This window comes from Rhizobium viscosum, assembly GCF_014873945.1.
Classification (GTDB): Bacteria; Pseudomonadota; Alphaproteobacteria; order Rhizobiales; family Rhizobiaceae; genus Rhizobium; species Rhizobium viscosum.
Map to the genome: position 1 here is coordinate 1,219,134 of NZ_JADBEC010000002.1, position 26,841 is coordinate 1,245,974.

Here is a 26,841-nt window from a genome sequence, read left to right on the forward strand (position 1 = left end):
GAACAGCAAGCTGATTGGCGGGCCGGATTAAAGGCTATTGCCGAGGAACTGCGACACCGACGGATCGGCCTGCACAATCTCGGGGAATACATCCGATCAGGAGCTTGGCGGAACAAAGATAACTAGAAGGGGATGTCCTTCTCGATGTCGGGATTGTAGGCAGGAATAGTGTTCACTGATATCTCGCCTTCAATTACGCTAAAAGAAGCTGCTTTATCGACGATGTGGTGCCTCCTGGCGACGCGTTGCGCGGCTTCGGTGAACGCACGCTGGCCATCTGTAGTGGAAACCATCAGCCCAGCTTCGGTGTAATAGGCGATCAACCTATCCAAAGTTCCCCGGGAGATCGTGAAAAGGTTCGTCGTGTCCGCCCACGACAGTTCTCCTGCAATGGAGGATCCGATAGCAACGCAGGACTTTTCGTGTTCGATATGCCAGTAGTATTCCCCGTTCCAATCACCCGTCTGGACCACGAGGTTTGAGAAGAACAAAGGAAAGAAGGATATCCACGATCCTTGAATTTTTGCCGAGCTCCCCTCCCGCGTCTCACCGGACCGGTACTTCAATGTCAGCGGGATCAGGTTCAACACCGTCATGTCGCTGATCGCAGGGATCTGGGGCAGGGGAATATCCACGGCTAGATTGCCCAGAGCCTCCTTGAATTTTTCGTTTTCCTTTCGGACCTCATTGAGCTCTTCGAGGGCGGTGAAGCTTGCAATGGTGTCACCACGGACCCATCCCGTCCTGGGCTTTGCTCTCTTTGCGTGATCGAGAGCTTCCCTGACTGCCAGCTTCAGGTCACCAAGCGTCTCCCAATCTTTTCGAATGCGCTTGTGCTGAGCCTCTCCGATGAACTCTTTGAGCTTCTTTCGGCCCGCATCCGTCTGCTCGGTCTTTCCGGATGCGATGTTTTCGGGCTTGCCGTGGATCATCACCAGGACAGGAACTTCCTTCTCGACTGCATACCGAAATTCTTGATGGGTGAAGCTCAGGCCGACATCATCAATGGTTCCGTACCGGCCGCCGATAATAAGCACGTAGTAGTCGCTCTGCTCAATAAGCGGCTTGATGAAAGCCATCTGCGTTTCGTCGGTCGCTGGGAACGACTCCATCTGCACCGGGAAATCGCCCATAGAAATTACGGCGTCCTGGACCGCTCGGCGCTCTTCTTGGAGATCTGTGAAGGTGCTGCTGATGAAAATTTGGTAGCGCTTGTCAGTCATGGAATTACTCGGTGAGTCCTGTGCGCACACGATAGTTGTCCATGTGGAAAAGTCTACAATCGCGTTTCAGGACGAAGGCTACTATTCTGCTGCCTCGAATCCCCCGCGAAATGCTTATTTTCTTGGAAAAAACGCCGAAATATTGCCATCGGATGGCAAGTGGAGGGTCCCGAGACTGCAACCTGGAAGTAGAAGTAGCTGCTGTCGATCTGTCGGCTAAACGAATCCCACTGTTCAATCCTCCAACCGCAAAGCGGAACGTGAATCGGCGATCGTTCGAATGTGATCGAATCCTTTTCCGTGACCTTAAATGCTGTACCGGTACTGACAGTTCTGCGGTGGCGAGCAGGCGACTCCTGGTCAAATCGGATACGCAGTTCCCCCAGGACGCCACAGACTGTCGGTTTGGCAATACACACTGCACTCAAGGGGGTGAGCCGGACACGGAGGCGCTGATCCGGCACGAGGAACATCATCGATGATTCATCAGAGGCGCCGTCAGTGGACATCAGGAACGCCGATCAATGTGCACTTCCTGTGTAAATGGATGTTCTACCCGCTCCAGTCTTAGCGTCCTCCTTGTCACTGTTCCTCGCCGCCTCCCCAAAGACAACGAATGAAGACAGGAAATCCGATGCCAAAGCTATTTGTCGCGATCGTATCCCTTCTCACCCTCTGGACCGTCCCCGCTGAGAAATCATCCGCGGCAATGTGGCTTGTAAGGGGGCCGGGCAATACCAGCATGGCTGCCGATCCCGCCTGCAAAGCACGCGACACCAAGCCCGACCCATCTGATGACCGCCACCTGTGGATTGATTGCTCGATCGGCGAAAAGCATGTCACGCTTTTGATCGCCACGGTAGCGCCCTTCGTCGCGAAGGACTTTACCTTCGCAAATGCCGGCCCGATGTTTGCCAAGATTACGGCCGGGACAGAATGGTCGGCCTTCAAGGACAAGGTCGAGTTCATCGGCGGTACGTCTTTCCCAGGTTTCGAGCCTTTCGCTCAAATGAGATTGATTGGTCGGTTATGTGATGCCGGGGAGCAATGCGCGAGCGCGCAAGAGAGAATCGTTGCGCTCAAGATGCTTGGAACTTCCTCAGTGACGGTTTCCTTGATCGTGATGGGTGACGTCGAGCAAAAGGACTACATTGTGCATGGAAAGCCCGCTGCAACTTATCGGTATTTCCCCGACCCCATCGGCACCATGGTTGACACATTTAACTTTGCGACGATTCAAAACCCGCCGTACTAGACGCAGCGCCCCGGAGCACCGCACTCGAATCCTGTTCGGCAAGATGCCGTGCATGCGGTGTTCTGAGAACCCAGGTTACGGCAAGCCAGTTTCATTCCTCTCTAAATGCCCGAACGACCTGATCGGCCAGAGGCTTCGTAAGATAAGCGAGTGCGGTCCTCTCGCCAGTCTGAACGAACGCTTCGACTGGCATGCCGGCCACAGGCGTCAGATTATCAAGACGCGCCCATTCAGCGACGGGAATGGAAACTCTGAGGCGATAATAACCTTGGCCGGTCCGTTGATCGACAATCAAGTCTGCTGCAATCTTGGTCACTCGGCCGTTTAATTCCGGAGTGGTTCGCTGGCTGAACGCGGAAAAGCGGAGTGTCACATCCTGCCCAACTGCAACCTGATCAATGTCCTGAGGCGCAAGCCGAAGCTCCGGCGTCAGGGCATCGTTGATGGGCACGATCTGCATGATCGCTTCGCCTGGTGTCATGACGGCGCCCGGCGCATGAACGGCTAGTTCGTGGACTATTCCAGCCTGTGGCGATCGAATATCGATATGCCGCAACTCATCCTCGGCTGCAATGAGCCGCTCGGAATATTCTCCAATCTCGCTTTCCGCCTGGCGCAGTTGGTCCGATACCTCAGTTCTTTGGTCATCATCAACCTGAATGATCTGCAGCTCGGTTTCGGCTATTCTTCCCTTTGTCTGCGCCTCGGACGCAACGAGATTTCCAAGCTCTCCGGAGAGGTCGGCAGCTTCTCGCTGCAACGCATAGACACGGGTCGCCGGTATGATCCCCTGATCGAGCAGCGGCTGCAAGCTCGCGAGTTCCTTGTTGATGATGGAGATCGCCGCCTGTTTGCCTTGCTGCTGCGCGGTCAGCCCCTCCGCCTCCTTCGAGAGTTGACGAACGCGTTCGGCGAGCTGCGCCTTACGTCCCCTCGCCGATGACCGTCGATCATTGAACAGGCGCTGTTCGCCATCGAGCGTCGCATCAATCTCCGAATCTTCATACTGTGCGAGGAGCGTCTCTGGGAAGGAAATGGCCTCTCTTCCGTCCCGTTCGGCCGTCAGGCGCGCCGTTCGCGCGGCCAGCTCTTTCAGCCGCTTCGAGACGATCGCCAGACTGGCACGCGTCTGCGTGTCATCGAGATGTACGAGTATCTGGCCGGCTTCGACGAGGTCGCCATTTTTGACGAATACCTCACCAACAGTACCACCCTTCTGATGCTGAACGGGCTTCACGTAGCTGTCGACCACTAGCGTCCCGGCGGCGATGACGGCCCCCTGGAGCCGGATGGTCGCTGCAAGGCCGCCAAGGACTCCGACCAACAGGACGATCGCTGCGAGAGCAAATAGCGTCAGATGGCGGATGGCTCGTTCTGCCAATGGTGCCTGGCTGGATTTCATTGCGCCACCCCCTCGCCTGACACCATCAGCCGGACGGGTGTAGGTGCTGCCACGGGCGGTGCCGTTACCTTTTTCAAGACCTCGTCCTTAGGGCCGAATGCTTGGGCCTGACCATTTGCAAGAATGAGAACCAAATCGACACCCGCAAGCGCGCTCGGACGATGGGCGATGACTATTGCGATGCCGCCACGTGCCCGGATACCGCTGACGGCCCTCGTCAGTGCTGCCTCCCCTTCCGCATCGAGGTTGGAATTGGGCTCATCGAGAACGACAAGAAAAGGATTGCCGTATAAGGCCCTCGCCAGGGCAATGCGCTGACGCTGGCCGCCCGAAAGCGTGGATCCTTGCTCTCCGATTTTCGTGTCGAATCCATCGGGAAATTGAACGATCATGTCATAGACGCCCGCGGCCTTTGCCGCCGCGATGATCTTTTCGGATGATGCTTCAGGATCGAAGCGGGCTATGTTTTCTGCAATCGATCCGCCAAAGAGGGAAACGTCCTGGGGCAGATATCCGATGTGCTCGCCAAGTGCCACTGGGTCCCATTGCGACAGCATCGCGCCGTCCAGACGCACCGCACCCGCAAGCGGCTGCCATATGCCGACGAGGCTCCGAGCAAGTGATGATTTTCCCGAGGCGCTGGGACCGATGACGCCGACCGCGTCACCGGCTCGTAGCTCGAAGGAGATGCCCCGCAAAATTGGGTTCTTTGAGCCGGGTGCGGCAAGGTGCAGGTTCTCGACTTTCAGCCCCACCGTCGGAGCAGGCAGAGATACTTCGCGCTCGCTACTCGGCATGAGTTGCGAGAGCTGCAGCAGGCGAGACCAGCTATTTCGTGCCGCAGCAAATCCCTTCCATTGGCCTATCGCCAGTTCAACGGGGGCCAGCGCACGACTGACGAGGATGGAACTCGCTATCATGATCCCGCCGGATGCTTCTTGACGGATCACGAGCACTGCGCCTACGGCCAGCACCGCAGACTGCAGCATCATTCGAAGGATCTTCGAAAGTGTGCCGAGTGTGCCGATCACGTTCGATGAGCGCAGATGATTGCTAAGATAACGATGATTGATTTCATGCCATTTCCGGCCAAGGTGATGGCCGAAACCCATCGCCAGAACAGCTTCGGAATTTCGGTGCGTCGCTTCTGCAAGGGCAGTTCGTTCGGATGCGATTTTCGCGGCCTCCTTCGCAGGCTCGCGGGATTTCTGTTCCGCCAGGATCGTGAGGCCGACGAGCATCAGGGCGCCGGCGAGAGCAGTCCATCCGATCCAGACGTGGAAGAAAAAGCAAAGACCCAGATAGAACGGCATCCAGGGAATATCGAACAAAGCCGTTGGTCCAGGACCTGACAGGAAACCTCGTACCGTATCCATGTCGCGCACCGACTGCAGCCCGTCACCGGAAACCTGCATGCGCGACGGAAGCAGCACCAGAGAACTGTGAACTGTTTCTCCGAAGCGCTCATCGACGGAGAGGCCGATACGAACCAGGAGCATCGAGCGAACGAGTTCTAGGAGACCTTGAAAGGCGTACAACGTGGCCGCGATGATGGCGAGGCCAGCCAAGGTGGGAATACTTCGACCCGGAATGACGCGGTCGTAGACCTGCAACATGAAGAATGAGCCCGTCAGCGCCAGGATGTTGACGATGGCGCTCGTCGCCCCGATGCCGAGAACGGCTCTCTTCAGTGAAAAAAGCACCGCCACAAGAAACACCTGTGGCGGCTTTGAAGTGCCCGTCGACAAACTCAGACTCCGCTCATGCTGCCGCCACGAAACGGAAGTCGTCGCGGTGCAGCGAACTCAGCGCAACGTCCTTCAGCAGGATCGAATTGTCGCCGTCGTATGTGATCAGCGTATCCGAACCGGATTGCGTGGCTGCCGCCATCACCGATGCGAAGTCCGCGAAGACGTCGGTCTCGATATCGACGACATCGATCGAGCCGGCGCCTGCCGCAAAATCGATGATGGTATCGTGGCCGAAATTGCCACTGAAGACAAAGTTGTCGTCAGCCTCTGTTCCCACAAGGATGTCATCGTTACCGGCCATGAACGTCGCACTGGCCGGCGCGACCATTGCGCTCGGCGAACCGATGTTCATGATCGCGTCGCGGTTCCAGACGGAACCGTCCGCGAACTCGATCCTCTCGAAGCCCCAATAGTCGGTGTCGGCATAGAACTGCTCATCGAGCGTGATCGTATCCCCGGTGCCGACCACTGTCAGCTTCAGGTTGACGCCGTCACGTTCGGCAACGATGTCCGACTGGTTCAGATCGGTGAACTTCAGAACGTCGACTTGATTGGCCGCATTGGCTTCATCATCGATGTAGTCGGTACCGTCTCCTGCTGCGTAGAGGTAGGTATCACTACCATAGCCGCCCAAGAGGACGTCGTTGCCAAGTCCACCATCGAAGACGTCGTGGTTGGAGGTTCCAAAGAGCGTGTCGTCACCACTTGTTCCAACGGCCGTAGTCTTGTCGATGGCGTTCAAGGCAAATGCCGTGATGGCTTCGCGGCTCCATGAACTGCCGTCGGCAAATTCGAACTTGTCGATACCCCAGTAGCCGGGATCTTCGAAGAGTTGGCCCTTGAGGGTGATAACAGCACCTGTCGGCACAACCGTGAGTTCGACATCATCTCCATGGCGAGCGGCAATCAGATCGGATGCGGTCAGGTTGGTGAAGCGTAGGACGTCCAAGGCATCGGTGAAGCCGACGTCGTCGTTCAGCGTGTCACTTCCGTCACCCTGGCGATAGACGTAGACATCTCCTCCGGCGCTGCCGTTGATCACATCGTCGCCCTGACCTGCGAAGAAGTAGTCCTTGCCCCAGTTGCCATCGATCGTTTCGGCCGAGTTCGTGCCGTAGATCCAACTGGTATCGGGCAGATGATCCAGGGCGAGCGAAGTTCCATCGGCGAACGCCAAGGTCTCGAGAGACCACCCTTGTCCGGCGCTGAAGTACTGCGTGTTGATCGTGATGACGTGACCGGTCGCATTGACCGTAATGAACATGTCTTCCCCGGAGCGCGATATCGTCAGATCGCTGATGTTGAGATCGGTGAAACGAAGAACGTCGGTATCCCCCAGTGCAATGGCCACGTCCGATATCGTGTCGTTGCCGTCGCCGGAAGCGTAGTAATAGGTGTCGTTGCCTTCGCCACCATCGAGTTGATCGTCGCCTACGCCGCCATAGATGGAATCGTCGCCGAGAAGGCCGTTGACGGCGTCGTTGCCGGCCGCCCCTTTGATAGTGTCATGACTCATCGTGGCGGTGATGGTGTCAGCGCCCGCAGTCCCGGTATATGTCAGTGAGACACCCGCGCTGACGGAAATGCTCATATCGTTGAACTGCAGTGTCTCGACATTTGTCACGGTGTCGGTGAAGGAGCCATTGACAAGAACGACCTGACCGTCGGCTACCGAGATCTGATAAGCGCTGAGATCGTACTCGAAGACAGCTACGTCGGAACCGGCGCCGCCATTTATCCGATCGCTGCCGTCGCCGCCCTGAAGCTGATCGTTGCCGGCAAGGCCGGAGATCACATCATCTCCGCCGGTACCGAGCAGCGTATCGCTACCACTCGTGCCAATGGTGGGTGCGACGGTGTTCGTAATGTTCATAAGGATATCGCGATTCCAGGAAGACCCGTCCGCGAATTCGATTTTCTCGAAGCCCCAATAGGCAGCGTCGCTGTACCACTGCTCATCAAGTGTGATGACATCGCCGGTCGCCAGGACCGTTATGTTGAGATTGACGCCGTTGCGCGCCACGGAAATGTCCGATGCGTTGATATCGGTGAAGCGGAGCGTGTCCACCGACTCGGGCTCGTTAGCCTCATCGTCAATGTAGTCTGTCCCGTCACCCGACGTGTAGACATAGACGTCCGCACCCTGGCCGCCGAGCATGCGATCGTTACCCCGTCCACCGATGAAAGTGTCGGCGCCAGACGTTCCGGTAAGCGTGTCATTTCCCGCCGTTCCGGTGATCGGCCCCTGCGGAGAGGTTCCGATGGCCATGATGTCAGACCGGTTCCAGGAACTGCCGTCCGCGAATTCGATCTTCTCGAACCCCCAGTAGCCGTTTACGTCGTACCACTGCTCATCGATCGTGATGACATGACCGGTCGCCAGGACCGTTATGTTGAGGTTGACGCCATTGCGCGCCACCGAAATGTCCGATGCGTTGATATCGGTGAAGCGAAGTGTGTCGACCGAATTCGGTTCGGTTGCTTCATCGTCGAGGTAGTCGGAGCCATCGCCAGACGAATATACGTAAACATCCGTCCCCCCCGCGCCGTACAAGCGGTCATCACCCAGTCCGCCATTGAACACATCGTCGCCGGAGGTACCGTTCAGAGTGTCGTTTCCACTCGTGCCGGTAATTTCCCCGCTTTGCGCAGCCATGATGACCGACCGATCCCAGGAGCTTCCGTCGGCAAACTCAATTCGCTCGATGCCGGCGAAATCGGACTGGCTCGAAAATTGCTGCCAGACAGTGATTTCATTCCCGGTGCTTAGAATTTTGACCTTGAGATCGGGGCCACTGCGGACGAGAGCAACATCGGATGCGTTCAGATCACTCAGACGAAGAACATCGACATCGCTCAGTCGATCATCTTCCCGGTCGGTGATGTTGTCATTCCCATCGCCTGTTGCGTAGATGTAGAGGTCGGATCCGGCGGCGCCGTCCAACCAATCGTCCCCTCCTTTGCCCGCAAGGGTATCGTTCGCAGATGCGCCAGTCAGAAAGTCGACGGCGCCTGTCCCGACAAGTGTCTGGCTGGATTCGTTAATCGCCATCAAGTCTGCACGAGAAAGATAGCTCCCATCGGCAAACTCAACTTTCTCGAGTCCGTAATACCCATCTGGATCGAACTGGTCGTCGATCGTTATTATTGCGCCTGTGGCTATTATCGTAATCTTGAGATCCAAGCCGCTTCGCGCCAGTGAGACACCTCCGGCGTTGATGTCCGAAAGACGCAGGATATCGTTGTCCGAAGAGGAGTAGGAGCTATCCTCGATCCGATCGTTACCGTCCCCGGAATTGTAGACGTAGGTATCGCTTCCGTAGCCGCCCTTCAGGACGTCGTCGCCCAAGCCGCCGCTGATCGTCTCGTTGAACCAGATGCCAGTCAGCGTGTCGCTGGCGGTCGTTCCGACGATATTGGGAATCCGACCAAGCTCCATGAGAGCGTCGCGGTTCCATGAGCTTCCGTCGGCGAATTCGATCTTCTCGAAACCATAGTAGTCGTACTGAGATGAATACTGGCTATCGATCGTGATCGTCTCATTGGTGCTGAGAATCTTGATCACCAATGCCAGGCCATCGCGCGTCGCGCTAATGTCCGACGCATTGAGATTCGACAGGCGGAGGCTATCGACACCCCCGATATCGCTTCCTTCATCATCGAGGAGGTCGTTCCCATCGCCGCTCGCGTAAATATAGACATCGCTCCCGACGCGCCCCTTGATCGTATCGTCGCCGAGACCGCCTGTGATGATGTCGGCTTCCGACGTACCCTCGATCACGTCATTAGCTGGCGTGCCCACGATTGGCTGGGCTTCCAGAGCCATGATCGTGGCGCGGTCCCACGAAGTGCCGTCGGCGAACTGAATTTTCTCGAGACCGAAGTTCCCCCACGTTGTGTACCATTGATTTCTGACGGTGATTACATCGCCGGTCGCGAGAATGGTGATCTTCAAGTCTGTCCCGACGTGCGCAGCGCTTATGTCCGCAGCGTTGAGATCCGTGAATTGGAGGGTATCGAGATCGTTCGGCCAGCTCTCTTCGTCAATGACGTCGTTACCGTCGCCTCCCGAATAAAGGTAGGTGTCGCTTCCCCGGTCGCCGATCAAGGTGTCGTTGCCTAGGCCGCCGCGATAGGACTCGTCTGCATCGTTGCCGTGAAGTGTATCGTTTCCATCCGTCCCTTGAAAGTCAACATCGTTGCCAATAGCCCCAATTTCAAGGATCGTTTCCCGGTTCCAGGAAGTGCCGTCCGAAAATTCGATTTTTTCGATACCCCAGTAGCCATCCGATAGGAACTGCTTCTCGATTGTGATCACTTCCCCGGTCGCATTGATCGAAATCTTCAAGCTCTCACCGTCTCGGACAGCCGTCACGTCTGCCGGAGTCAGACCGGTCATACGAAGAACGTCGACCTCAGTGGACATGTTAACGCCGTCGTTGATGACGTCGTTTCCTTGTCCGCTGGCATAAACATAGACGTCGTCGCCGAAGCTGCCGGACAGGGCATCGGCACCAGCGAGACCAATGATCAAGTCGTCGCCCATAGTGCCCTCAAGGGCGTCGGCCCCTGACGTTCCGAGTATCCCTTCAGGTTCGATCACGCTGATATTGGCTATGATATTCTGTTTGGTCCAACTCGTTCCATCGCTGAACTGAATGCTCTCGATACCGTGCTCGAGAGCACCTGCAACCGATGACTTGACGAGGATCGAACCGCCATCGCCGGCGCCGGGAGCGCTTTCCGCGATTTCGATGATAAGGTCGTTGCCTTTCTGACGAAGGGTGATCTCGCTGGCGTCGATGTCAGAGAAGATCAATTTATCGAGGCTTCCGCTGTAGTCGGCGGTCTCGATGATCGTGTCGTTGCCGTCGCCACGGGCATAGCCGTAGGTGTCGTTTCCGACCCCGCCCGTCAGAAGGTCGTCGTTTTCATTGCCATATAGAGTATCGTTTCCTTCCTCACCTTGGATCTCGTCCTGGCCGCCGCGTCCATAAACCACATCGTCCCCAGCGCCGGCGTGCAGCCGTTCATTGCCGTCCGCATCCGACGTGACGTCGATGGCGGCCGTGAGAAGCCGGGATTGATCGGGACCATTGATTGTATCGTTGTTCGGCGTGCCTTCGCTTGGAGACGAATAGTCCTTCAGCGTAATTCCGAAGTCGCCCTGCTTGAATCCTTTGATCGCAGCGTAAGGCGCGCCGCCATCCGGATATTCCGGCATCAAGAAGACGTAAGGGCGGCCTCGTTCGTCAAGCGTCGTCGAAACCAAGATCTTCACAACCCACTGCGTCGTCGCAAGATCGTCAGTGCTCCATGAAGTGTTTATGTAAAAAGTGCCGAGGTCAGTTGTGGAGACAGCCTCGTAGGTGCCGGCAACGGCGATCGCGTCTGTCGTTTCGACGGTTTGACCACCGGCCATTTCGGTAATCTTGTGGTTCTGTATCAAGATTTCGCCAATGCCGTCGCCGGAAGTCTCATCGATAATATCAATGTACTCCAACGATTGAGCGGGCGTGTCGGTGTTATTGTAGTCGTTCTCGTGAGAAATGAGGTAACGGTCGTTTCCGAAGCCGCCACTCAGCACATCTTTTGCACCGTCGTTCCATTCAGGGTGATGTGCCCTCAGGGACACATCGTAAAAGCTGGCGACGTCTCCTCCGACCAGAAGGTCGGCGCCATCTTCACCGAAGATCCGATCTCGATCTTTCCCGCCAGCCAAGTAGTCGGTTCCGTCAAGCACGGATCCGCCAGAATACAAAACGTCGCCATGTATCAGGTCTTCGCCTTCGCCGCCAATAATTCGGTCGTTCCCATAACCGCCAAGTATTGTATCGGCGCCTGCGCCCCCATCGACGATATCCACCCCACCGGCGCCGTGGATGAGATCATTTCCATCAAGCCCGGAAATGGTATTGGTTTCCGAGGATTTGGCATCGCCTTGAAGTAATCCGCCAAACAACCGGTCGTTGCCGCTGCCTCCGGTGATAAAATCGTCGCCTCCGCCTCCAATGATATAGGTGTCCGAGGATCGCGCGGCATCCAGAAATTCACCGGTTGCATGACCGATTATGACGGTCGGCTCGAAAAGAGTCGTAACAGCCCCTTGGCCGATGCCGATGTGGTCAGCTCGCATAGAAAGCTGTTCCAATCTCGTACCATCCGCAGACCACATTTTGAGGGCGATCTTCGCCCCAGCGGCGACAAAGGTCAGATTTTCCTGGCCGTCATAATTGACCAGTTGGGTCCCATTCGTGGTGGCGGTGCCATCCTTGTCCGCAGCCCAATTCCACGTGTAAAACTCAGCGGTCGAAACCCCCATTCCAGCGGCGAGTTCCTGAACGGCATCGCCCTGTAATATCGCATAGGTTGTATCGAGGTTGCCGTTTTTATATACTTCGATCGTACCCGCAGGAGTTGCCTCCGCATAATGAGCAATTGTGCCCATGGCGGCTACAAAGTCGATATCCTCGACATATTCGTAGATGCCGCCGCCGATGATTTGCCCATTAACGACATATCGGATTTCTGTGTCCGCGGTCCCAAAAAGGTGATCAACTAGGTCTCCCTCCGGCAGATTGCTCTCTACCTTCTCCCAAAGCCACTTGCCCGCCAAATTCAGTCCGCCAGCAACCGCCAAGACTGCCAGAGGACCTTCCCCGATAGTTACCCCCAGCGCTGCCAGAATTGCCGCTCCCGCAACCTGCAGGGCAGCAGCCCCAAGGTTTGGCATCACTACGTCTGTCGCGAACTTCGCGGCATTGATGTAGAAGCCATCCTCCTTGTGCTCGACTGTAACTAAAAACGTCACCAGGCTCGTTACACCAATGTTCTTGGCAGTAAATTCGATAACTTTCGACGCACCGACTTCGCCGGCTATCTCGCCAATAACTGTATCCAAAAGTGTTTGGAGTCGATCATTCAGAATATCTTCTTCTTTTGGCTTCGGATTCGAGCGATACAGGATCGGTTCAGGCAGCATTTTTCACCCCTCGTTAAATAAATGCTTTAGTGAGCAAGTAGACGGCGGCTGGCACCATCAAGATTGAAATTACGACTGCCCAGGCGCGCCTATAAAGGAGGAATTTATTTTTCAACTCCAACGGGATGCGGTGACTTTGCAGATCGATTTCAGGGAGGCCCTTCCCGATTTTGGTTACTAGGTTAGGCCCATATCTTTTTATCTTGTTGGTAAGATATTCGAACACGACAAGCATGCAGACGTGAAAAACCCCGGCCGCGACGAGACTTCCGATCGCGAAAACCTCTAGGAAATGCATTCCCACTCCCCTGCCCCCAGTTTTACAAAGGCTCGTTATAGTTGGTGGAAGGTGGCTGTAGGACGGCCATCTGCTATTTTAGCTTGATAAGCTAGAGGTTGTTTTTTTAGAATGCAAGATGAATTAAAAACTTATACGAGAAATATTTTTCGGGCTGGTTCTACTGACAGTGGAATGAATTTTTCGCAAATTATCCTGACGACGTTCTCATCCCAATGCGGCCTGAGCTACGGCGAGACGCCTTTTTACTACAGCGGCAATGCCGTAATTGCTCGCGTACCCAGGGCCGTCTCGATCTGGAAGGGCAAGGCCCCACGATAGAGTGCGATACTGATGTCAAAGTCGATGAAGACGATCCCGATCAGGCCGATGATTTCGAGTTGCCTCGCACGCCTCGCTCAAATTGCTGCTTCGACCGCGCGTGCTGGCGCATGAGTCTATGATCTAGTAGCCCGCACTCACCGCCAGACTATTTCATCATCGTGGCAATGAAATCCTTTTCGAAGGGCACGCCGTAGTAGAGGTGCCGCGGTTCTCGTCCCAGGTAGGGTCGATAACGTGTCCATTGTCATCAACGAGCCAGGCGTGCTCCACAGGGATGGGAATGCCCGGATCGAACGCGAATCCTTCTACATACGTCACGTCATCCCGGACAAGGGCAAACGCGGTAGCGTTGAGAAAGCATTGCTTCGCCTGGCCAGAGAGCAGCCAACGGGGACGGTTTGCTATCGAAGTGTACATGCGCCCGAATGAACTCAACGCGGTGGCCGGACCGAATACATTCTCCCAATGAGCCAAGCTGCGCACATGCTCGATCCATAGCGTCTCTAGGCTCCGTACGGTGGCCGTTTGCTGAACGATCATCGGGACCTCCTTTGTCCTCATGAAAAGCTGGAGACACTTTTTGCCTGTGTCAATCGCGGAGGCCCTCGGACGGCTTAGCAATGCCCTTGTCAGAGACTTCCGGCGGCCATCCTGATTTCGCCCCATTCGAAGGAATCGTCCAACTCGGTCGCGTCGGCGCATCAGGAGGGACAATGAGGAGCACAGACGACAACTTTCCGACGAGCACATCTATGTGTTGGGAGAGTACGGAAGGTCGCTGCCGCGTGGATGTCTGATACGCTCGCTCTCAATCCCCGCCGAAGCAATCCGAATCCCGGGCCGAAGAGCGATCTAAACCGCGGTTCATATCACGCTCGACATCCTTCGCCGCTCCGGATGCTGGGCGATCCTACCACTGCGTTGCGGGCGCAATACGTGCCCACAGAGCGAGGTTGCAGCACCTTCACGGCCTCGAAGTGGTCACGAATCCCTCCTCGGCGTTTGCATCCTGTGCCGACAATCAGCGCCAGCTTACATCCAAAAAAAGTCCATCCGCGCGTTATTCAACTTTACGGTGAACATGGTAATAATCTGCATCTCATTGATCTTGGGGGAGCGGATGAGATCAATCCTTTTCGCAATTATCATGACTGCCGGCGGCGCAGCGTGCGCTGCTGGACTGGACGACCATTTTGACGGCTCGAAGGTGGATGCCTCGAAATGGACGACGCAGCAGATTCTGCCGAGTCAGGTCCAATTCACCAAACCCGGACGTTGTGGAAGCGCCGCGATAGATATCATCACAAAGGACGGGGACAACGGCCTCGAATGTGAGGATGAATGCCAGCGAGCGGAGCTTCGAACTGCCAAGAAGTTCTGGCCGTCGTTCGGCGACGAGGTCTGGTACAGCTTCAGCTTCAAGATCACTGGCGAGGTACCCTCCGTCGGCAGCGCTCGCTCTGTGATTGGACAATGGAAGGGACCGGGCGACAGCAGTCCAATGATCGCCCAGCGCTTTGACAACGGCATTTTCCACATCACCGTATAAGACAACGACGTACGTCGCGTGGTGGCGAAAGCTGAAGGCGATCCAGACGCTCTAGTTTCCGCTCAGGCGGCACTTGGCGATCTCCAACCGACTGATCAGACAATCAACGCCGTAAAGTCTCTGCAGTCGTTGGAATTGCTGAAGAAGACAATGCCTGATCTCTCGCAGCAATTGTTCAAGCAGGAGCTTTTTAAGGGACTGGAAGGTGAAGCCCAGGCTCCAGCGACACAAACGCTTTCCAAGGCGCTGGGACTGTCGGAGAACCTGGTTGCTCAGTTCAATGCGCTCTCCTTCGTGGCAGATCCGGACAAGTATATTGGCGCGGCGGATGTCGAAATTCGGCCAGAAGGAAACCGGCCACTTCCGGATCCCCGGAAGGATTGGGTTGATATGGTCTACCGGATCAAACCTGGCCGTATCCGCCGACGGACCGACCCGCATGCTCGTCCCGGCGAACCACCTTGATGAGGCGCTCGCCATCGCCAAGAAGGCCGCCGAAGCCTTCAGGACCGGAGACCCGCGCGCCGAAGGCATCGATCTTGGCCCTGTCGTTAGCCAGGTCCAGTATGACAAGATCCAGCGGCTGATCGAAAGTGGCATCAACGAAGGTGCGACATTGGTTACCGGCGGCCTCGGCCGTCCCGAGGGACTGAACCGCGGCTATTACATCCGGCCGACGGTGTTCGGCCACGTCACGCCTGCCATGACCATTTCGCGTGAGGAAATCTTTGGGCCGGTCCTGTCGATCATCTCCTACGAGGACGAGGACGAGGCGATTCGCATCGCCAATGATACCGTCTACGGCCTTGCCGCCTATGTCCAGTCTGAGAACATCGACCATGCTCGCGCCGTCGCTAAGCGGATGCGTGCCGGATCGGTCTATCTGAACTATCCGGATTGGGACACCTTCGCTCCCTTCGGCGGCTACAAGCAATCCGGCAACGGTCGCGAATATGCCGACTGGGCGATCCATGACTTCCTTGAGATCAAGGGCGTCGTCGGCTGGAACTGAACAAGCTGCAATTGGGCGGCCGATAACGTCGATCATTGGGTAAAGCATCACCCAGGACACACAGCAGTACGCGGGTGGCTGGCTTACGCTAATTACGGTGGCGATCTAGTCGGCTATACAGCCCACTCTGTAGTTCGCGGCCCCCGACGGAATGCTTTTTGACATCACGCCGCTCTATCACGACGACGCTCAGCGTGAATTGTTTATCGTTCATGTGAGCGATGATACAACGTTTTTGCGATGAGGACGCCAAACCCTGAAATTCGTTGCTACGGAAATTGTCCTGCTTCGCCGCTCGCCCGTGATTTTCTATTGCAACGGTATGTGCAAGAGGAAGAGGAGTGACCGAAAATCGGCGCTTTCTGGAATATGCGGTGGTCGCCTACAATAATCGTTGCCTTGAAAAGAATCGAGCCGCCGATGCAGTTACGCTAATCGACCTGTAGGCAGAGGTATTTCACCTCGACATAATCCTCGATCCCATATTTCGAGCCTTCTCTACCCTGGCCAGATTGCTTGATGCCGCCGAAAGGCGCTACCTCGGTGGAGATCAGGCCTGTATTGATGCCAACCATTCCATATTCCAATGCCTCGGCCACCCGGAAGACGCGCGAGAGATCCTTGGCGTAGAAATAGGAGGCCAGTCCAAATTCGGTGTCGTTAGCCATCTCCACGACATCAGCCTCGGTTTCAAACCGGAACAGGGGAGCGACGGGACCAAACGTTTCCTCCCGCGCCACCTTCATAGCGGATGTCACGCCTGTGAGGATGGTCGGCTGGAAAAACAGTCCGCCTCTTGCATCGCGCTTGCCGCCGACGGCAATGGCGCCGCCTTTTTCCAGGGCATCGGCGATATGTTCCTCGACCTTCTCCACCGACTTTTCGGTAATCAGCGGCCCTGCAACGACCCCCTCTTCAAAACCGTCCCCGACCTTCATCGCCGCAACCTTTTCCACCAGCTTTTTGGCAAAAGCATCATAGACGCCGGCCTGCACATAAAGACGGTTGGCGCAGACGCAGGTCTGGCCGTTGTTGCGGTACTTCGAGATCATCGCGCCTTCGACGGCGGCATCGAGATCGGCATCGTCGAAGACGATGAACGGTGCGTTGCCGCCAAGTTCGAGGCCAAGCTTCATGATCTGCTCGGCGCCTTGGCGCATCAGGATCTTGCCGACACCGGTCGAACCGGTGAAGGTCAGTTTGCGCACTTTATCGTTCTCAGTGAATTCCTGACCTATATCAGAGGATTTCTTCGACGTGACGACGTTAAAGACGCCTGCAGGAAGCCCGGCGCGCTCGGCCAGAACAGCGAGAGACAACGCCGACAACGGCGTTTCGGCTGCAGGTTTGGAAACCATGGCGCAGCCGGCCGCAACGGCTGGGGCAAACTTGCGCGCCAGAATGGCATTGGGAAAATTCCACGGTGTGATGGAGGCAACCACACCGATAGGCTGCTTGAGCACGATAATCCGCTTGTCCTGCTGATGCCCCGGGATCGTGTCACCATAAACCCGCTTGGCCTCTTCGCCGAACCACTCAACGTAAGAAGCGCCATAGAGGATTTCGCCCCTCGCCTCGGCCAGCGGCTTGCCCATTTCGATGGTCAGGATCGCCGCCAGATCGTCGGCATTGGCGACCATCAAATCGTAGAGTTTGCGCAGCACCGCTGCGCGCTCCTTCCCGGTCTTTTTCGCCCAAAGTTTCTGCGCCCTATGCGCGGCATCGATGGCGCGCGCGGCATCGGCTCGCGTCATGTTCGGGAGGGTGGCGATCACCTCGCCGGTCGATGGATTGGTGACATCGAAGGTCGCGCCGGTTTCGCCGCCTGAATGCCACTCGCCGGCGATCAGGGCCTTGTCGGTAGCAAGCGAAGGGTCCTTCAGTTTGGCAAGAAGTGTCTTGGATAGGGCCATGGCGCCGGCCTCCTTCGATAAGCTGATTGCTGCAGCGATGACCGAGGCCCGATACCATCGGACACCGGCATCAGGGTCAGGCGAATGCGTGTGTAGACTTCGGCTCGAAACTCAGCCAGGCCTTATCGCCGCGGCTGATGCTGGAGATCGCCTCGTGGCCGAATGGCAGGCGCACGGAAAGGCTTTCGCCATTACCGGTCTGAGTGCTGACCTCGATGTTGTTTCCGAGGAAGGTGATGTCGTTGATCGTCACGGCAAGGCCATTATCGATCCGTGCACTCGACAACGACAGGCGCTCCGGCCTCAGCAGCAGCGAAGCGGATTTGCCGCTCGCCTTACCGGCATGCATCGGCACCCCGTCGATCACAGTGCCGCCCGGCAGCGACAACTTCGCGTGGCCATTGGCGCTCGACAAAACCTCGGCATTGATAAAATTGCTGTCGCCGATAAAGCCCGCCACGAAACGTGTAGCCGGATTGGCGTAGAGTTCCTGTCCGGTTCCGATCTGGTCGATCTCGCCCTGACTGAAAACGGCGATACGGTCGGAAAGCCGCAAGGCTTCTTCCTGATCATGGGTGACGTAGAGGATCGTCACACCCGTTTCCTGATGGATGCGGCGGATCTCGAACTGGATTTCCTCGCGCAGCTTCTTGTCGAGCGCCGACAGCGGCTCGTCCATCAGAAGCACGGGCGGATTATAAATCAGCGCGCGCGCAAGCGCGACGCGTTGCTGCTGACCGCCGGACATCAATGCCGGTTTGCGATCCTCGAAACCTTCAAGCCGCACGAGTTGGAGCGCTTTTTTGACCCGCTCTACGATTTCTGCCTGGCCCGCACGCCGGATCCGTAGGGGGAACGCGACGTTCTCACCGACCGTCAGATGCGGAAACAGCGTATAGCGTTGAAATACCATGCCAATATTGCGCCTGTGCGACGGCGTCGAGAGCATGCTCTGGCCCTTTAGCAGGATATCGCCATGGGTCGGGTCCTGAAATCCGGCAAGGATGTACAGCGTGGTGGATTTGCCCGATCCCGATGGTCCGAGAAAAGTCATGAACTCACCCTCAGCAACGTCAAGGGTGACGTTGTTCACGGCTATGACCTGGCCGTATGTTTTGCGGATGCCACGAATGGAGAGAAACGGCTGGGTCATGCTTTACGTCCCTTGCGGAAGAATTCGGCCAGAACCATCAGCAGAATGGTGAAGGCAATAAGGATAGTGGAGGCGGCGGCAATGACGGGCGTCAGGTCCTGCCGAAGCGTTGCCCAGATCTTGACAGGCAGTGTCTGCAGCGTTGGGCTTGCCATGAAAATGGCAAGAACGACTTCGTCCCACGAAGCGAGGAAGGAGAAGATCGCGGCCGCAAAGATGCCGTGGCTGACAGCGGGCACAGTCACCCGGATACGGGCCTCCCAGGGGCTTGCACCGCACAGAATGGCGGCATCTTCGATCGACTTGTCGAATCCTTCCAGCGCGTTGCCGATCGAAATGATCGAGAAAGGCAGCGCGATCAAGAGATGTGCGATGATGAAAGCGATCGTGGTGCCCGCCAGCCCAAGGTGCAGGAACAGCGCGTAGAGGGCAACGGCAAGCACCACGACCGGGAGGATCATCGGTGTCAGGAACAGAGCGCGCAATGCTTCGCGCCCGATGAAGGAGCCGCGGTTAAGACCGAATGCGGCAAGGAAGCCGAGCACGACGGACAGCACCGTGACGATGGCGGCGATCTTCAGGCTTGTCAGCGCCGAATAAAGCCAGCGCGGATCGTCAAACAACGCTTGGTACCATTTGAAGGTCCACGAAGGCGGCGGGAAGATCAGCCATTGCGAGGAGCCGAACGACAGCGCGGCGATGAAGACGATCGGCAGGATCAGAAACAGACAGACCACAACTGTCAGGCCGATCAGGAATGGTCGCAGGCCGCCGAGTTTTTCGAAATCGAGGAGCATGATTTACCTCGCCCGATTGGGGTTGAAGAATTTGAGCTGGATGGCATAGAGCACAAGCGTCACGACCAGGAGGACGAGTGCGGCTGCGCCGCCCATGCCCCAATTGACCAGCGACTGCACGAATTGCGCCACGAGTTCGGCCAGCATCATGTTCGAGGTGCCCCCCAAAAGTGCCGGCGTGACGTAATAGCCAAGCGACATGACGAAGACCATGAGCGCACCGGCAGCGATGCCGGGCAGCGACAGCGGCAGCAGGACCCGGGTAAAACACTGACGTTTGTTGGCGCCGCAGAGTGCGGCCGCCCGCAGGATCGCCGGATCGATCGACTTCAGCACGCCAATCAGCGGCAGGATCACGAAAGGCAGCATAATGTAGGTCATGCCGATGGTGACCCCGACGAGATTGTTGACCAGCGCCAGCGGCTTGTCGATGATGCCGAGGCCGATCAGCATCTTGTTGACGACGCCGGTGCGCTGCAGAAGCACCATCCAGGCATAGGTTCGCGCCAGGAGATTGGTCCACATCGACAGGACGATGATTGCCAATACCAACCGCGACCAGCGCTCTGGCATGATAGCCAGGAGCCACGCCACAGGAAATCCGATCACTACGGAGACGACCGTCACCAGCCCGGCGACGATGAACGTGTTTATGAAAATCCGAAGATAGGTCGTGGACCCCAGGAGCTCAGCATAATTCTGGAGACCATGCGCAGGCTCGAGCACGCTCCGCATCAAGAGAACGAGTACCGGGACGATAAAAAAGAACGCGATCAGCAGCAGCGCTGGAACGACATAGCCGAAACTGCCGTCCCGCCGAAGCTTTCTTTGTCCACCGTCAATCGTTGCCGACAGAACCACTGCCATCCTCCAGGTCCTTTCGAAGTCACGGGCCGGCACGTCCGACCCGTGTTTGCTTTCGCGTCACATCGAGATCACTTCGCCTGCCACGCGTACCACCGCTTGCCGATCTCATCACGGTGTTCGGCCCAATAATTCATGTCAGCGTTTACCTGAGTTTGCGCCTGCTGATCGGGTAAAGTCTTGCGCACCTCTGGATCCATCATGCCCGGAGAATCGAGATTGATCGGTGCGTAGCCCGTCATCGTTGCGAAGTCAGCTTGAGGTTTTCCGCTCGTCGCGTTGGCAATGAACTTCATTGCGGCCTCCTTGTTCTTCGCGCCCTTCGGCACCACCAACGCGTCCGCAGCCGTAATGTTGTTCGTCCACGACGTTTCAACGCTGACGCCGGTTTTCGCAAGTGCCGTCAATCGACCGTTCCAGAAAGATCCGAAGGGCGCCTCGGCGGATGCAAGGAGTTGCTGTGATTGCGCGCCGCTGTCCCACCAGACGATGTCCGATTTGATCGTGTCGAGCTTCTTGAATGCCCGATCGAGATCAAGGGGATAAAGCTTGTCGGCCGGGACACCGTCAGCCAGCAGCGCTGCCTCGACCACGCCGGGCGCGGACCATTTGTAAAATGCACGCTTGCCCGGAAATTTCGCGGTATCGAAGATGTCGGCCCATGTTTTTGGGCAAGCTTCGACGGCGTCTTTGTTACATCCGATCACGAAGGAGTAGTAGAAGCTTCCGACGGAATAGTCCGTTACAAACCGCGGATCGAGCTTGCTCTTGTCGATGACCGTAAAGTCAAGTTTTTCAAGTAGGCCGGCCTTTCCCGCCTGTACGGCATAGTCGCCTTCAACATCGACGACGTCCCAGGTCACATTGTCGGCCTCGACCATGGCCTTTAGCTTGCCGTAGTCGGTCGGACCATCTTGCGTGACCATGATGTTAGACTGTGGGCTCCATGCTCCGGCCCAGAGCGATTTTTGAGCGTCTTGCGTCGTGCCGCCCCAACTCGTGAATACCATTTCGTCGGCCAAGGCATTTCCGGAAATGCCGAGAGCAGCGACGAACAAAGCGATAATCGAACTGTTTTTCATGTTTTCTCCTCCCTGAGAAATTGACAGAAATTTACTGGACCGGATCCTTGCCCCCTAAAGGTGAGAAGGATGCCGGCGTCATGATCTTGCTTTCAGCAGTGACGATGAGGTCACGGATCTGCGGCAGGAAAGCCTGCCATTGCGGATCGGCTGCCAGGCGTGACCGCCGTGCCTGACGATCGTCGAGGGTCTCAAAACCCCAGATATGGACGATCTCGTTGATCGGCCCGATCTCCGAGGAGAAGTAGCCGACCAAATTGCCGAGATGCTTTTTCTGAATGGTGATGCCCACCTCGCCAACTACCTTCAGGTATTCGGGGATGGCGCCATTCCTCAAGCGATAGGTTCTGATCTCGTAGAACAACATGGTTCACCGCATCACAAAGGGATCAGGAAACGGCTCGTCGGACGTTCTCAGCCAGACGGTCTTGGTGCGGGTAAAGTCGAGCGCTGCGGCAAGCCCGCCTTCGCGTCCATGGCCCGACTGGCCATACCCCCCGAACGGCGCGATCGGCGAGACGGCACGATAGGTGTTGATCCAAACGATCCCGGCTCGGATCCGCTTGACCATCCGGTGCGCTCTCGTCAGATTCTGGGTAAACACACCGGAAGCCAGCCCAAAACGGGTGTCATTGGCCAGCGCGACCGCTTCATCCTCGTTGGCAAAGGAAACGACCGACAAGACCGGCCCGAAGAGTTCGTTTTCCATAGAGGGCGAATCGACACCATCGCAATCGAGGATGGTCGGCAGGTAATAGAATCCGTCACCTTCGAGTGCCCGACCACCGGTCACAACTTTCGCACCGGCATTGACCGACGCCGAGACGATCTGTTCGACGTGATCGCGCTGGCGGCGCGTGCAGAGCGGACCAACTTCGGTCGCCATGTCCAACGGCGTGCCAATGCGGATCGCCTCGGCCTTGACCTTGAGCAGGCTGATGAAGTCGTCCTTCACCGATCGCTCTACGATGAGGCGTGAGCCGGCGACGCAACTCTGGCCGGTGGCAGCAAAAATACCTGCCACCTGGGCATTGGCCGCGCTTTCGAGATCGGCATCGGCAAAAACGATGAACGGTGACTTGCCTCCCAACTCGAGCGAGGTGCTGGCGAGGTTCTCGGCGGAATTCCGTACCACATGTGCGGCCGTCACCGGACCGCCGGTAAAGGCTATATGGGCGACACTCGGGTGGCGGGTGAGCGCGTTGCCGCAAGAGGGACCGAAGCCGGTGATGATATTCAGCACGCCTTTCGGAAACCCGGCTTCATCCACCAGCCGCGCGAATTCAAGCATCGGTGCAGGGCCATCTTCCGAAGCCTTGACGACCATAGTGCACCCGGCAGCGAGAGCCGGGCCGATTTTGACAGCGGAAAGAAAGAGCTGGCTGTTCCATGGCACGATTGCAGCGACGACGCCGACCGGTTCCCTGCGTGTCCATACGTCCATTTCCGCCTTGTCGATCGCGAGTGTCGAGCCCTCGATCTTGTCGGCCAAACCCGCATAATATCGATAATAGTCGGCGACATAGGCGATCTGCGCCGAAGTCTCCCGGATGATCTTGCCGGTATCACGCGTTTCCAGCTCTGCAAGACGCGGGGCATTGAGTTGCACCAGATCGGCCAGTTTGTAGAGGAGCTTGCCCCGGGCGCTTGCTGTCATCGTCGCCCATGCGCCAGTCCACAGCGCCCGTTCGGCCGCCTTTACCGCACGGTCGACATCGTCTTCTCGTGCTTCCGGCATGGAGGCCCAGGCATTGCCGGTGGCCGGGTCGACACTGTCGAACCGACCGGAACCGTCATCGAAAACACCGTCTATATATTGCTGAAAGCTCTGCATGGCGGCCTCACTGGAACGCCGGCATAACATCGGCCATGAAACGTTCGAGCGACGCCTTCTTGCGCTCGAAGCTCATGCCGGTGTCGATCCAGAATGAATATTCGTCCCAACCCTGCGCTTCGTAGACCTTCAGGCGGTCGACGACCGTCGCGGCGTCTCCGATCGGCATGTTTGTGATCATCCTGTCGGGAGACAGGTTGGCATTCGCGGCCAGCTCTTCTTCGCTCAGTTGCTGAATGAGACCCTGACTGATGGGGCGCTCGTTCTTGAACCAGGCGAAAAAATAATTGTAATAGGCGCTGATTTCCTTGGCCGCCTGGGCAATGTCGGCCTCATCGGATCCGACATATGTATGCTGCAGCAACATGACCTTGGGGCGCGCCATCTCTGGCACCTTTTGGCAGGCTGCGTTGAATCTCTCCATTAAGCTGGCGATTTCCGCCTCGCCGTTGGCCAGTGGCGTACACTGTACATTGCAGCCGTTGGCGACGGCAAATTCATGACTGTTGGGGTCGCGTGCGGCGACCCAGATCGGCGGATGCGGCTGCTGCACCGGCTTCGGTGCCGAGGTCGTTGACGGAAACTTCCAGAATTCCCCGTCGTGGGCATAGTCACCGGCCCAGATGCCTTTGACGGCAGGGATCAGCTCGCGCATGCGCTGACCCGCGCCCCAGGCGTCGAGGCCTGGCATCAGGCGCTCATATTCAAAACTATAGGCTCCGCGCGCAATCCCGAGGTCCAGGCGCCCGCCGCTGATGATGTCGGTCATCGCTGCCTCGCCTGCGAGCTTGATCGGATGCCAGAAGGGGGCAATTACCGTCCCGGTGCCAAGTCGCACGTTCTTCGTGCGGCGGGCGATATCGGCAAGATTGACGAAAGGGTTCGGCGCAATGGTGAAATCCATGCCGTGGTGTTCGCCGGTCCAGATTGCGTGCATGCCGCCTTTGTCGGCAATTTCGCACAGCGTCACGAATTCTTCGTAGAGGTCTTGATGGTTTTGCCTGGCGTTCAGCCGTTCCATATGAACGAAAAGCGAGAATTTCATAGATCACCCTTTTTTGCCACGGCGTGCACGCGGCCTTTGTCCTGGTTGCCAAAATAGATCCCAAAGTTGCCGAGAGCGCTTTCCTGGGCGTAGCGCTTGACGGTTTCGCAGACAGCGGAATCCAAGATCTTGTCGAGCGGCAGCTGCTGAACCGGAAACAGTTGGCCGATCTTCGGAACGCCCTCGCCGAGGACTGCGCGATAAACGATGTGCTGACGACCGACCTTGGTGTCCTCGTAGATCGAATAGAGAAGCCCGGTCTGGATTGTCAGGCCGATTTCAGCGGCAAATTGCGGTTCGAGCACATCCAGGCCTTCACTCTGCGCCTTGTCCACGAAGGGCAAAGTCCAGCCTCCATGGGCATCCGGGACAAGAAGGATCTGGCCGGCACGTTCGGCGACGGCTCCGACGGAAAGGCTGCCGTCGACATTTGCCAGCAGGTCCTTTTCGGTCAGCGCTGGCGTGAAATAGCCTCCCCGCGCATAGCCAAGCCCCGTCTTCCCGGTATTCTTGAACGCCTCGACGCGCCCGATCAGGACGATATGGTCGCCAGCATCGACCCGATCATGCGCCGAACAGTCGAACCATGCAGCGACATCGGAGAAGACAGGCGAACCGAATGGCCCATGCTGCCATTTCACGGCAGCAAACCGATCCTCGACCGGCCTTGCGAAAGTATTGGAAACCTCCTTCTGGTCTTCAGACAGAATATTGACCGCGAACCCCTTTGCCGCCGTCAGCGTCTGATAATTCCGGGAGGTCTTCGCCAAGCAAACTAGAAGCAGTGGGGGATCCAGCGATACGCTGGTGAAGCTGTTAGCGGTGAAACCGATGGGGGCACCGTCGTCACTGAACGTCGTAACGACTGTTACGCCGGTCAGGAATGCGCCGAACGCATCGCGAAGCGCTCTTGGATCACTCATTGTCATTCCTCCCATTCCTCCTTACTGCGCCGGCTGCCAGGTGAGCCAGTCGGCCAGCGCCTCACTCACCTCCTCCGGTGCCGTGAGATTGACCATGTGCCGATGGCCTTTGACGACGACTGCCCGTCCTTCGGGTGCCGCCCTGGCCATCTCTTCGGCCATCTCGGCTGTCGAATTCTTGTCGCCGTCACCGGTCAGGAACAATGCCGGGCGAGCAACCTGCGGCCAGCAGTCCGAATAGACGGCATCGCCGGTCGCAAATGCCCGATACGCTGCTGCATATCCGCCGGCGTCTACCTTTTGGAGCAACTCACGTACCAGCCGATAGGCCGCACCATCCTTCTCGTCCGACGAAAACCACCTCTCCAACGGCGCCTCACGATCGAAGGCGCCGGAAAAGATCTCCTCGGCGCGGGCTTCAACCGCCTGACGCGCCGTGGGCGTTCTTTTGTAGACGCCGTTCAGGAGAGCGACGCGACGCAGCTTCAAAGGCATCGTCGCAGCAAATCCGGCGGCGATCAGCGCGCCCATCGAATGACCCGCGACATTGACCGCATCGAATCCCAGTTCATCGACCAGCCTTGCAAACCAAACGACAAAATTGGGCAATTCCGGCCGTGCATCGAGCGGCGCGGAAAAACCGTGGCCCGGCAGATCGACCGCGATGACGCGATGACCTTTCGACAGCTGCTCGATCTGCGGCCCCCAGGCTTCGATCCGCATACCTACCCCATGGATGAGGACGAGGATCTCCTCCCCTGTTCCGTGATCGACATAGGAGGCGCCGGAAGGCGTCTTAGACCGATGCAGGGTTTGCAACATCGTGGCCAAGCTCCTTCAGGTCCAGGTAGCGATCACCGATACGGTGATGCGGGCGGCCACCGACCGAGGCGCCGAGAGCGACAACGATTTCGTCTGCAGCCGGCGCATCCGGGATGGCGCACTGGATCGTCAGGTAATGCGAGCGGCGGCCTTCATCGTTCTTATCCATCAGCGGGATCATGATCGGGGCATTGGCCGGACCGCGTGTATTGCAGAAAGCCAAGTAGGACTTGGCGCCGACGGCAGTGCGATAATGATTGCCGAAACGCAGCGTGTGGATAAGAGCCGAGCCATGCTCGATCTCGCCATCCAAGCCGACAACGGCAGACTTCCCATAGGCTTCGACAGCGTCGCCCGAGCCCACCATATCGATGATCATCTTGGTCAGTAGTTCCCCAAGAACAGGAGCGGCGGCATGGATTTCCGGCTTCAGGTCTTCGACGAAGCCGCGACCGGCCCATGGGTTCTTTACGACAGCAAGCGCTGCGAACAGCTTCAGCGGGCTTGCCGCTTCCTTGCCGCCTTCGACAAGCGTCGTCTCGACCTGCAGAAGCGACTTGCGGATCACAAGTGCCATGGAACTCCTCCCTGTAATTTCATCTGCTGTATGTT

General features: G+C 57.2%; 19 protein-coding genes and 1 pseudogene. 4 read left to right on the top strand and 16 right to left on the bottom strand.

Going from position 1 to position 26,841, the window contains the following annotated elements; translation table 11 throughout:
• Positions 1-122 precede the first annotated feature (122 nt).
• Positions 123-1,223 (bottom strand): DUF4062 domain-containing protein, encoded by a 1,101-nt coding sequence (locus H4W29_RS26410; protein ID WP_192731780.1) that lies wholly within the window; start codon positions 1,221-1,223, stop codon positions 123-125.
• 634 nt (positions 1,224-1,857) lie between these two features.
• Here H4W29_RS26410 and H4W29_RS26415 point away from each other — a divergent pair.
• Positions 1,858-2,478 carry a hypothetical protein gene (locus tag H4W29_RS26415; RefSeq protein WP_192731781.1) on the top strand — a complete coding sequence of 207 codons (621 nt, stop codon included), beginning with the start codon at positions 1,858-1,860 and terminating at the stop codon, positions 2,476-2,478.
• A 91-nt stretch (positions 2,479-2,569) separates the two neighbouring features.
• Here the strand turns inward: H4W29_RS26415 and H4W29_RS26420 are convergent, their stop codons facing one another.
• The 4 genes from H4W29_RS26420 to H4W29_RS26435 all read right to left on the bottom strand — a co-directional run bounded on the left by H4W29_RS26420 (position 2,570) and on the right by H4W29_RS26435 (position 13,775).
• Entirely contained in the window at positions 2,570-3,880 is a 1,311-nt protein-coding gene (locus H4W29_RS26420) for an HlyD family type I secretion periplasmic adaptor subunit (RefSeq protein ID WP_192731782.1), read from the bottom strand.
• The gene (locus H4W29_RS26425) at positions 3,877-5,628 is read right to left on the bottom strand and encodes a type I secretion system permease/ATPase (protein ID WP_192731783.1); all 1,752 of its coding nucleotides are present in this window, start codon (positions 5,626-5,628) and stop codon (positions 3,877-3,879) included. Before H4W29_RS26425 ends, H4W29_RS26420 begins: the two co-directional genes overlap by 4 nt.
• 13 nt (positions 5,629-5,641) lie before the next feature.
• Positions 5,642-12,613 carry a calcium-binding protein gene (locus tag H4W29_RS26430; protein ID WP_192731784.1) on the bottom strand — a complete coding sequence of 2,324 codons (6,972 nt, stop codon included), beginning with the start codon at positions 12,611-12,613 and terminating at the stop codon, positions 5,642-5,644.
• A 775-nt stretch (positions 12,614-13,388) separates the two neighbouring features.
• Positions 13,389-13,775 (bottom strand): hypothetical protein, encoded by a 387-nt coding sequence (locus H4W29_RS26435; protein WP_192731785.1) that lies wholly within the window; start codon positions 13,773-13,775, stop codon positions 13,389-13,391.
• Between the two features lie 607 nt (positions 13,776-14,382).
• On the opposite strand from H4W29_RS26435, the gene H4W29_RS34510 reads away from it, so the two are divergent.
• From H4W29_RS34510 to H4W29_RS26445, 3 genes and pseudogenes are all read left to right on the top strand, one after another.
• Positions 14,383-14,784 carry a heparin lyase I family protein gene (locus tag H4W29_RS34510; protein WP_246517474.1) on the top strand — a complete coding sequence of 134 codons (402 nt, stop codon included), beginning with the start codon at positions 14,383-14,385 and terminating at the stop codon, positions 14,782-14,784.
• An 18-nt stretch (positions 14,785-14,802) separates the two neighbouring features.
• Positions 14,803-15,249: a hypothetical protein gene (locus tag H4W29_RS34515; protein ID WP_246517475.1), complete on the top strand. Its 447-nt coding sequence runs from the start codon at positions 14,803-14,805 to the stop codon at positions 15,247-15,249.
• Positions 15,203-15,796, top strand: a pseudogene (locus H4W29_RS26445) (aldehyde dehydrogenase family protein); the annotation flags it as partial. The gene H4W29_RS34515 and the pseudogene H4W29_RS26445, both read left to right, overlap by 47 nt.
• Before the next feature lie 431 nt (positions 15,797-16,227).
• Here the strand turns inward: H4W29_RS26445 and H4W29_RS26450 are convergent.
• The 11 genes from H4W29_RS26450 to H4W29_RS26500 form a co-directional block, all read right to left on the bottom strand.
• Positions 16,228-17,709 (bottom strand): NAD-dependent succinate-semialdehyde dehydrogenase, encoded by a 1,482-nt coding sequence (locus H4W29_RS26450; protein WP_192731786.1) that lies wholly within the window; start codon positions 17,707-17,709, stop codon positions 16,228-16,230.
• 76 nt (positions 17,710-17,785) lie between these two features.
• A complete protein-coding gene (locus H4W29_RS26455; RefSeq protein WP_192731787.1) occupies positions 17,786-18,862 on the bottom strand; it encodes an ABC transporter ATP-binding protein in 1,077 nt (358 codons plus the stop codon).
• Positions 18,859-19,659: an ABC transporter permease gene (locus tag H4W29_RS26460; protein WP_192731788.1), complete on the bottom strand. Its 801-nt coding sequence runs from the start codon at positions 19,657-19,659 to the stop codon at positions 18,859-18,861. The genes H4W29_RS26455 and H4W29_RS26460 overlap by 4 nt, the downstream gene beginning before the upstream one ends.
• A gap of 3 nt (positions 19,660-19,662) precedes the next feature.
• The gene (locus H4W29_RS26465) at positions 19,663-20,526 is read right to left on the bottom strand and encodes an ABC transporter permease (protein ID WP_192731789.1); all 864 of its coding nucleotides are present in this window, start codon (positions 20,524-20,526) and stop codon (positions 19,663-19,665) included.
• Between the two features lie 68 nt (positions 20,527-20,594).
• Positions 20,595-21,533: an ABC transporter substrate-binding protein gene (locus tag H4W29_RS26470; RefSeq protein WP_376776612.1), complete on the bottom strand. Its 939-nt coding sequence runs from the start codon at positions 21,531-21,533 to the stop codon at positions 20,595-20,597.
• 103 nt (positions 21,534-21,636) lie between these two features.
• A complete protein-coding gene (locus H4W29_RS26475) occupies positions 21,637-21,969 on the bottom strand; it encodes an NIPSNAP family protein (protein ID WP_192732811.1) in 333 nt (110 codons plus the stop codon).
• 6 nt (positions 21,970-21,975) lie between these two features.
• Positions 21,976-23,439 (bottom strand): aldehyde dehydrogenase, encoded by a 1,464-nt coding sequence (locus H4W29_RS26480; RefSeq protein ID WP_192731791.1) that lies wholly within the window; start codon positions 23,437-23,439, stop codon positions 21,976-21,978.
• A 7-nt stretch (positions 23,440-23,446) separates the two neighbouring features.
• On the bottom strand, positions 23,447-24,484 hold the full coding sequence (locus H4W29_RS26485; protein WP_192731792.1) for an LLM class flavin-dependent oxidoreductase: 1,038 nt from the start codon (positions 24,482-24,484) through the stop codon (positions 23,447-23,449).
• A complete protein-coding gene (locus H4W29_RS26490) occupies positions 24,481-25,413 on the bottom strand; it encodes a flavin reductase (protein WP_192731793.1) in 933 nt (310 codons plus the stop codon). The genes H4W29_RS26485 and H4W29_RS26490 overlap by 4 nt, the downstream gene beginning before the upstream one ends.
• Positions 25,414-25,428: 15 nt before the next feature.
• The gene (locus H4W29_RS26495; RefSeq protein ID WP_192731794.1) at positions 25,429-26,229 is read right to left on the bottom strand and encodes an alpha/beta fold hydrolase; all 801 of its coding nucleotides are present in this window, start codon (positions 26,227-26,229) and stop codon (positions 25,429-25,431) included.
• A complete protein-coding gene (locus tag H4W29_RS26500; RefSeq protein ID WP_192731795.1) occupies positions 26,204-26,806 on the bottom strand; it encodes an amino acid synthesis family protein in 603 nt (200 codons plus the stop codon). The genes H4W29_RS26495 and H4W29_RS26500 overlap by 26 nt, the downstream gene beginning before the upstream one ends.
• Between the last annotated feature and the right edge of the window lie 35 nt (positions 26,807-26,841).

What these genes read in the sequence shown, in the direction of transcription:
- H4W29_RS26455 (WP_192731787.1), bottom strand. Translation starts at nt 18,862, where the DNA reads ATGACCCAGCCGTTTCTCTCCATTCGTGGCATCCGCAAAACATACGGC.
- H4W29_RS26420 (WP_192731782.1), bottom strand. Translation starts at nt 3,880, where the DNA reads ATGAAATCCAGCCAGGCACCATTGGCAGAACGAGCCATCCGCCATCTG.
- H4W29_RS26410 (WP_192731780.1), bottom strand. Translation starts at nt 1,223, where the DNA reads ATGACTGACAAGCGCTACCAAATTTTCATCAGCAGCACCTTCACAGAT.
- H4W29_RS26480 (WP_192731791.1), bottom strand. Translation starts at nt 23,439, where the DNA reads ATGCAGAGCTTTCAGCAATATATAGACGGTGTTTTCGATGACGGTTCC.
- H4W29_RS34510 (WP_246517474.1), top strand. Translation starts at nt 14,383, where the DNA reads ATGACTGCCGGCGGCGCAGCGTGCGCTGCTGGACTGGACGACCATTTT.
- H4W29_RS26460 (WP_192731788.1), bottom strand. Translation starts at nt 19,659, where the DNA reads ATGCTCCTCGATTTCGAAAAACTCGGCGGCCTGCGACCATTCCTGATC.
- H4W29_RS26465 (WP_192731789.1), bottom strand. Translation starts at nt 20,526, where the DNA reads ATGGCAGTGGTTCTGTCGGCAACGATTGACGGTGGACAAAGAAAGCTT.
- H4W29_RS26490 (WP_192731793.1), bottom strand. Translation starts at nt 25,413, where the DNA reads ATGACAATGAGTGATCCAAGAGCGCTTCGCGATGCGTTCGGCGCATTC.
- H4W29_RS26470 (WP_376776612.1), bottom strand. Translation starts at nt 21,533, where the DNA reads ATGGTATTCACGAGTTGGGGCGGCACGACGCAAGACGCTCAAAAATCG.
- H4W29_RS26415 (WP_192731781.1), top strand. Translation starts at nt 1,858, where the DNA reads ATGCCAAAGCTATTTGTCGCGATCGTATCCCTTCTCACCCTCTGGACC.
- H4W29_RS26495 (WP_192731794.1), bottom strand. Translation starts at nt 26,229, where the DNA reads ATGTTGCAAACCCTGCATCGGTCTAAGACGCCTTCCGGCGCCTCCTAT.
- H4W29_RS26450 (WP_192731786.1), bottom strand. Translation starts at nt 17,709, where the DNA reads ATGGCCCTATCCAAGACACTTCTTGCCAAACTGAAGGACCCTTCGCTT.
- H4W29_RS26500 (WP_192731795.1), bottom strand. Translation starts at nt 26,806, where the DNA reads ATGGCACTTGTGATCCGCAAGTCGCTTCTGCAGGTCGAGACGACGCTT.
- H4W29_RS26485 (WP_192731792.1), bottom strand. Translation starts at nt 24,484, where the DNA reads ATGAAATTCTCGCTTTTCGTTCATATGGAACGGCTGAACGCCAGGCAA.
- H4W29_RS26430 (WP_192731784.1), bottom strand. Translation starts at nt 12,613, where the DNA reads ATGCTGCCTGAACCGATCCTGTATCGCTCGAATCCGAAGCCAAAAGAA.
- H4W29_RS26435 (WP_192731785.1), bottom strand. Translation starts at nt 13,775, where the DNA reads ATGATCGTTCAGCAAACGGCCACCGTACGGAGCCTAGAGACGCTATGG.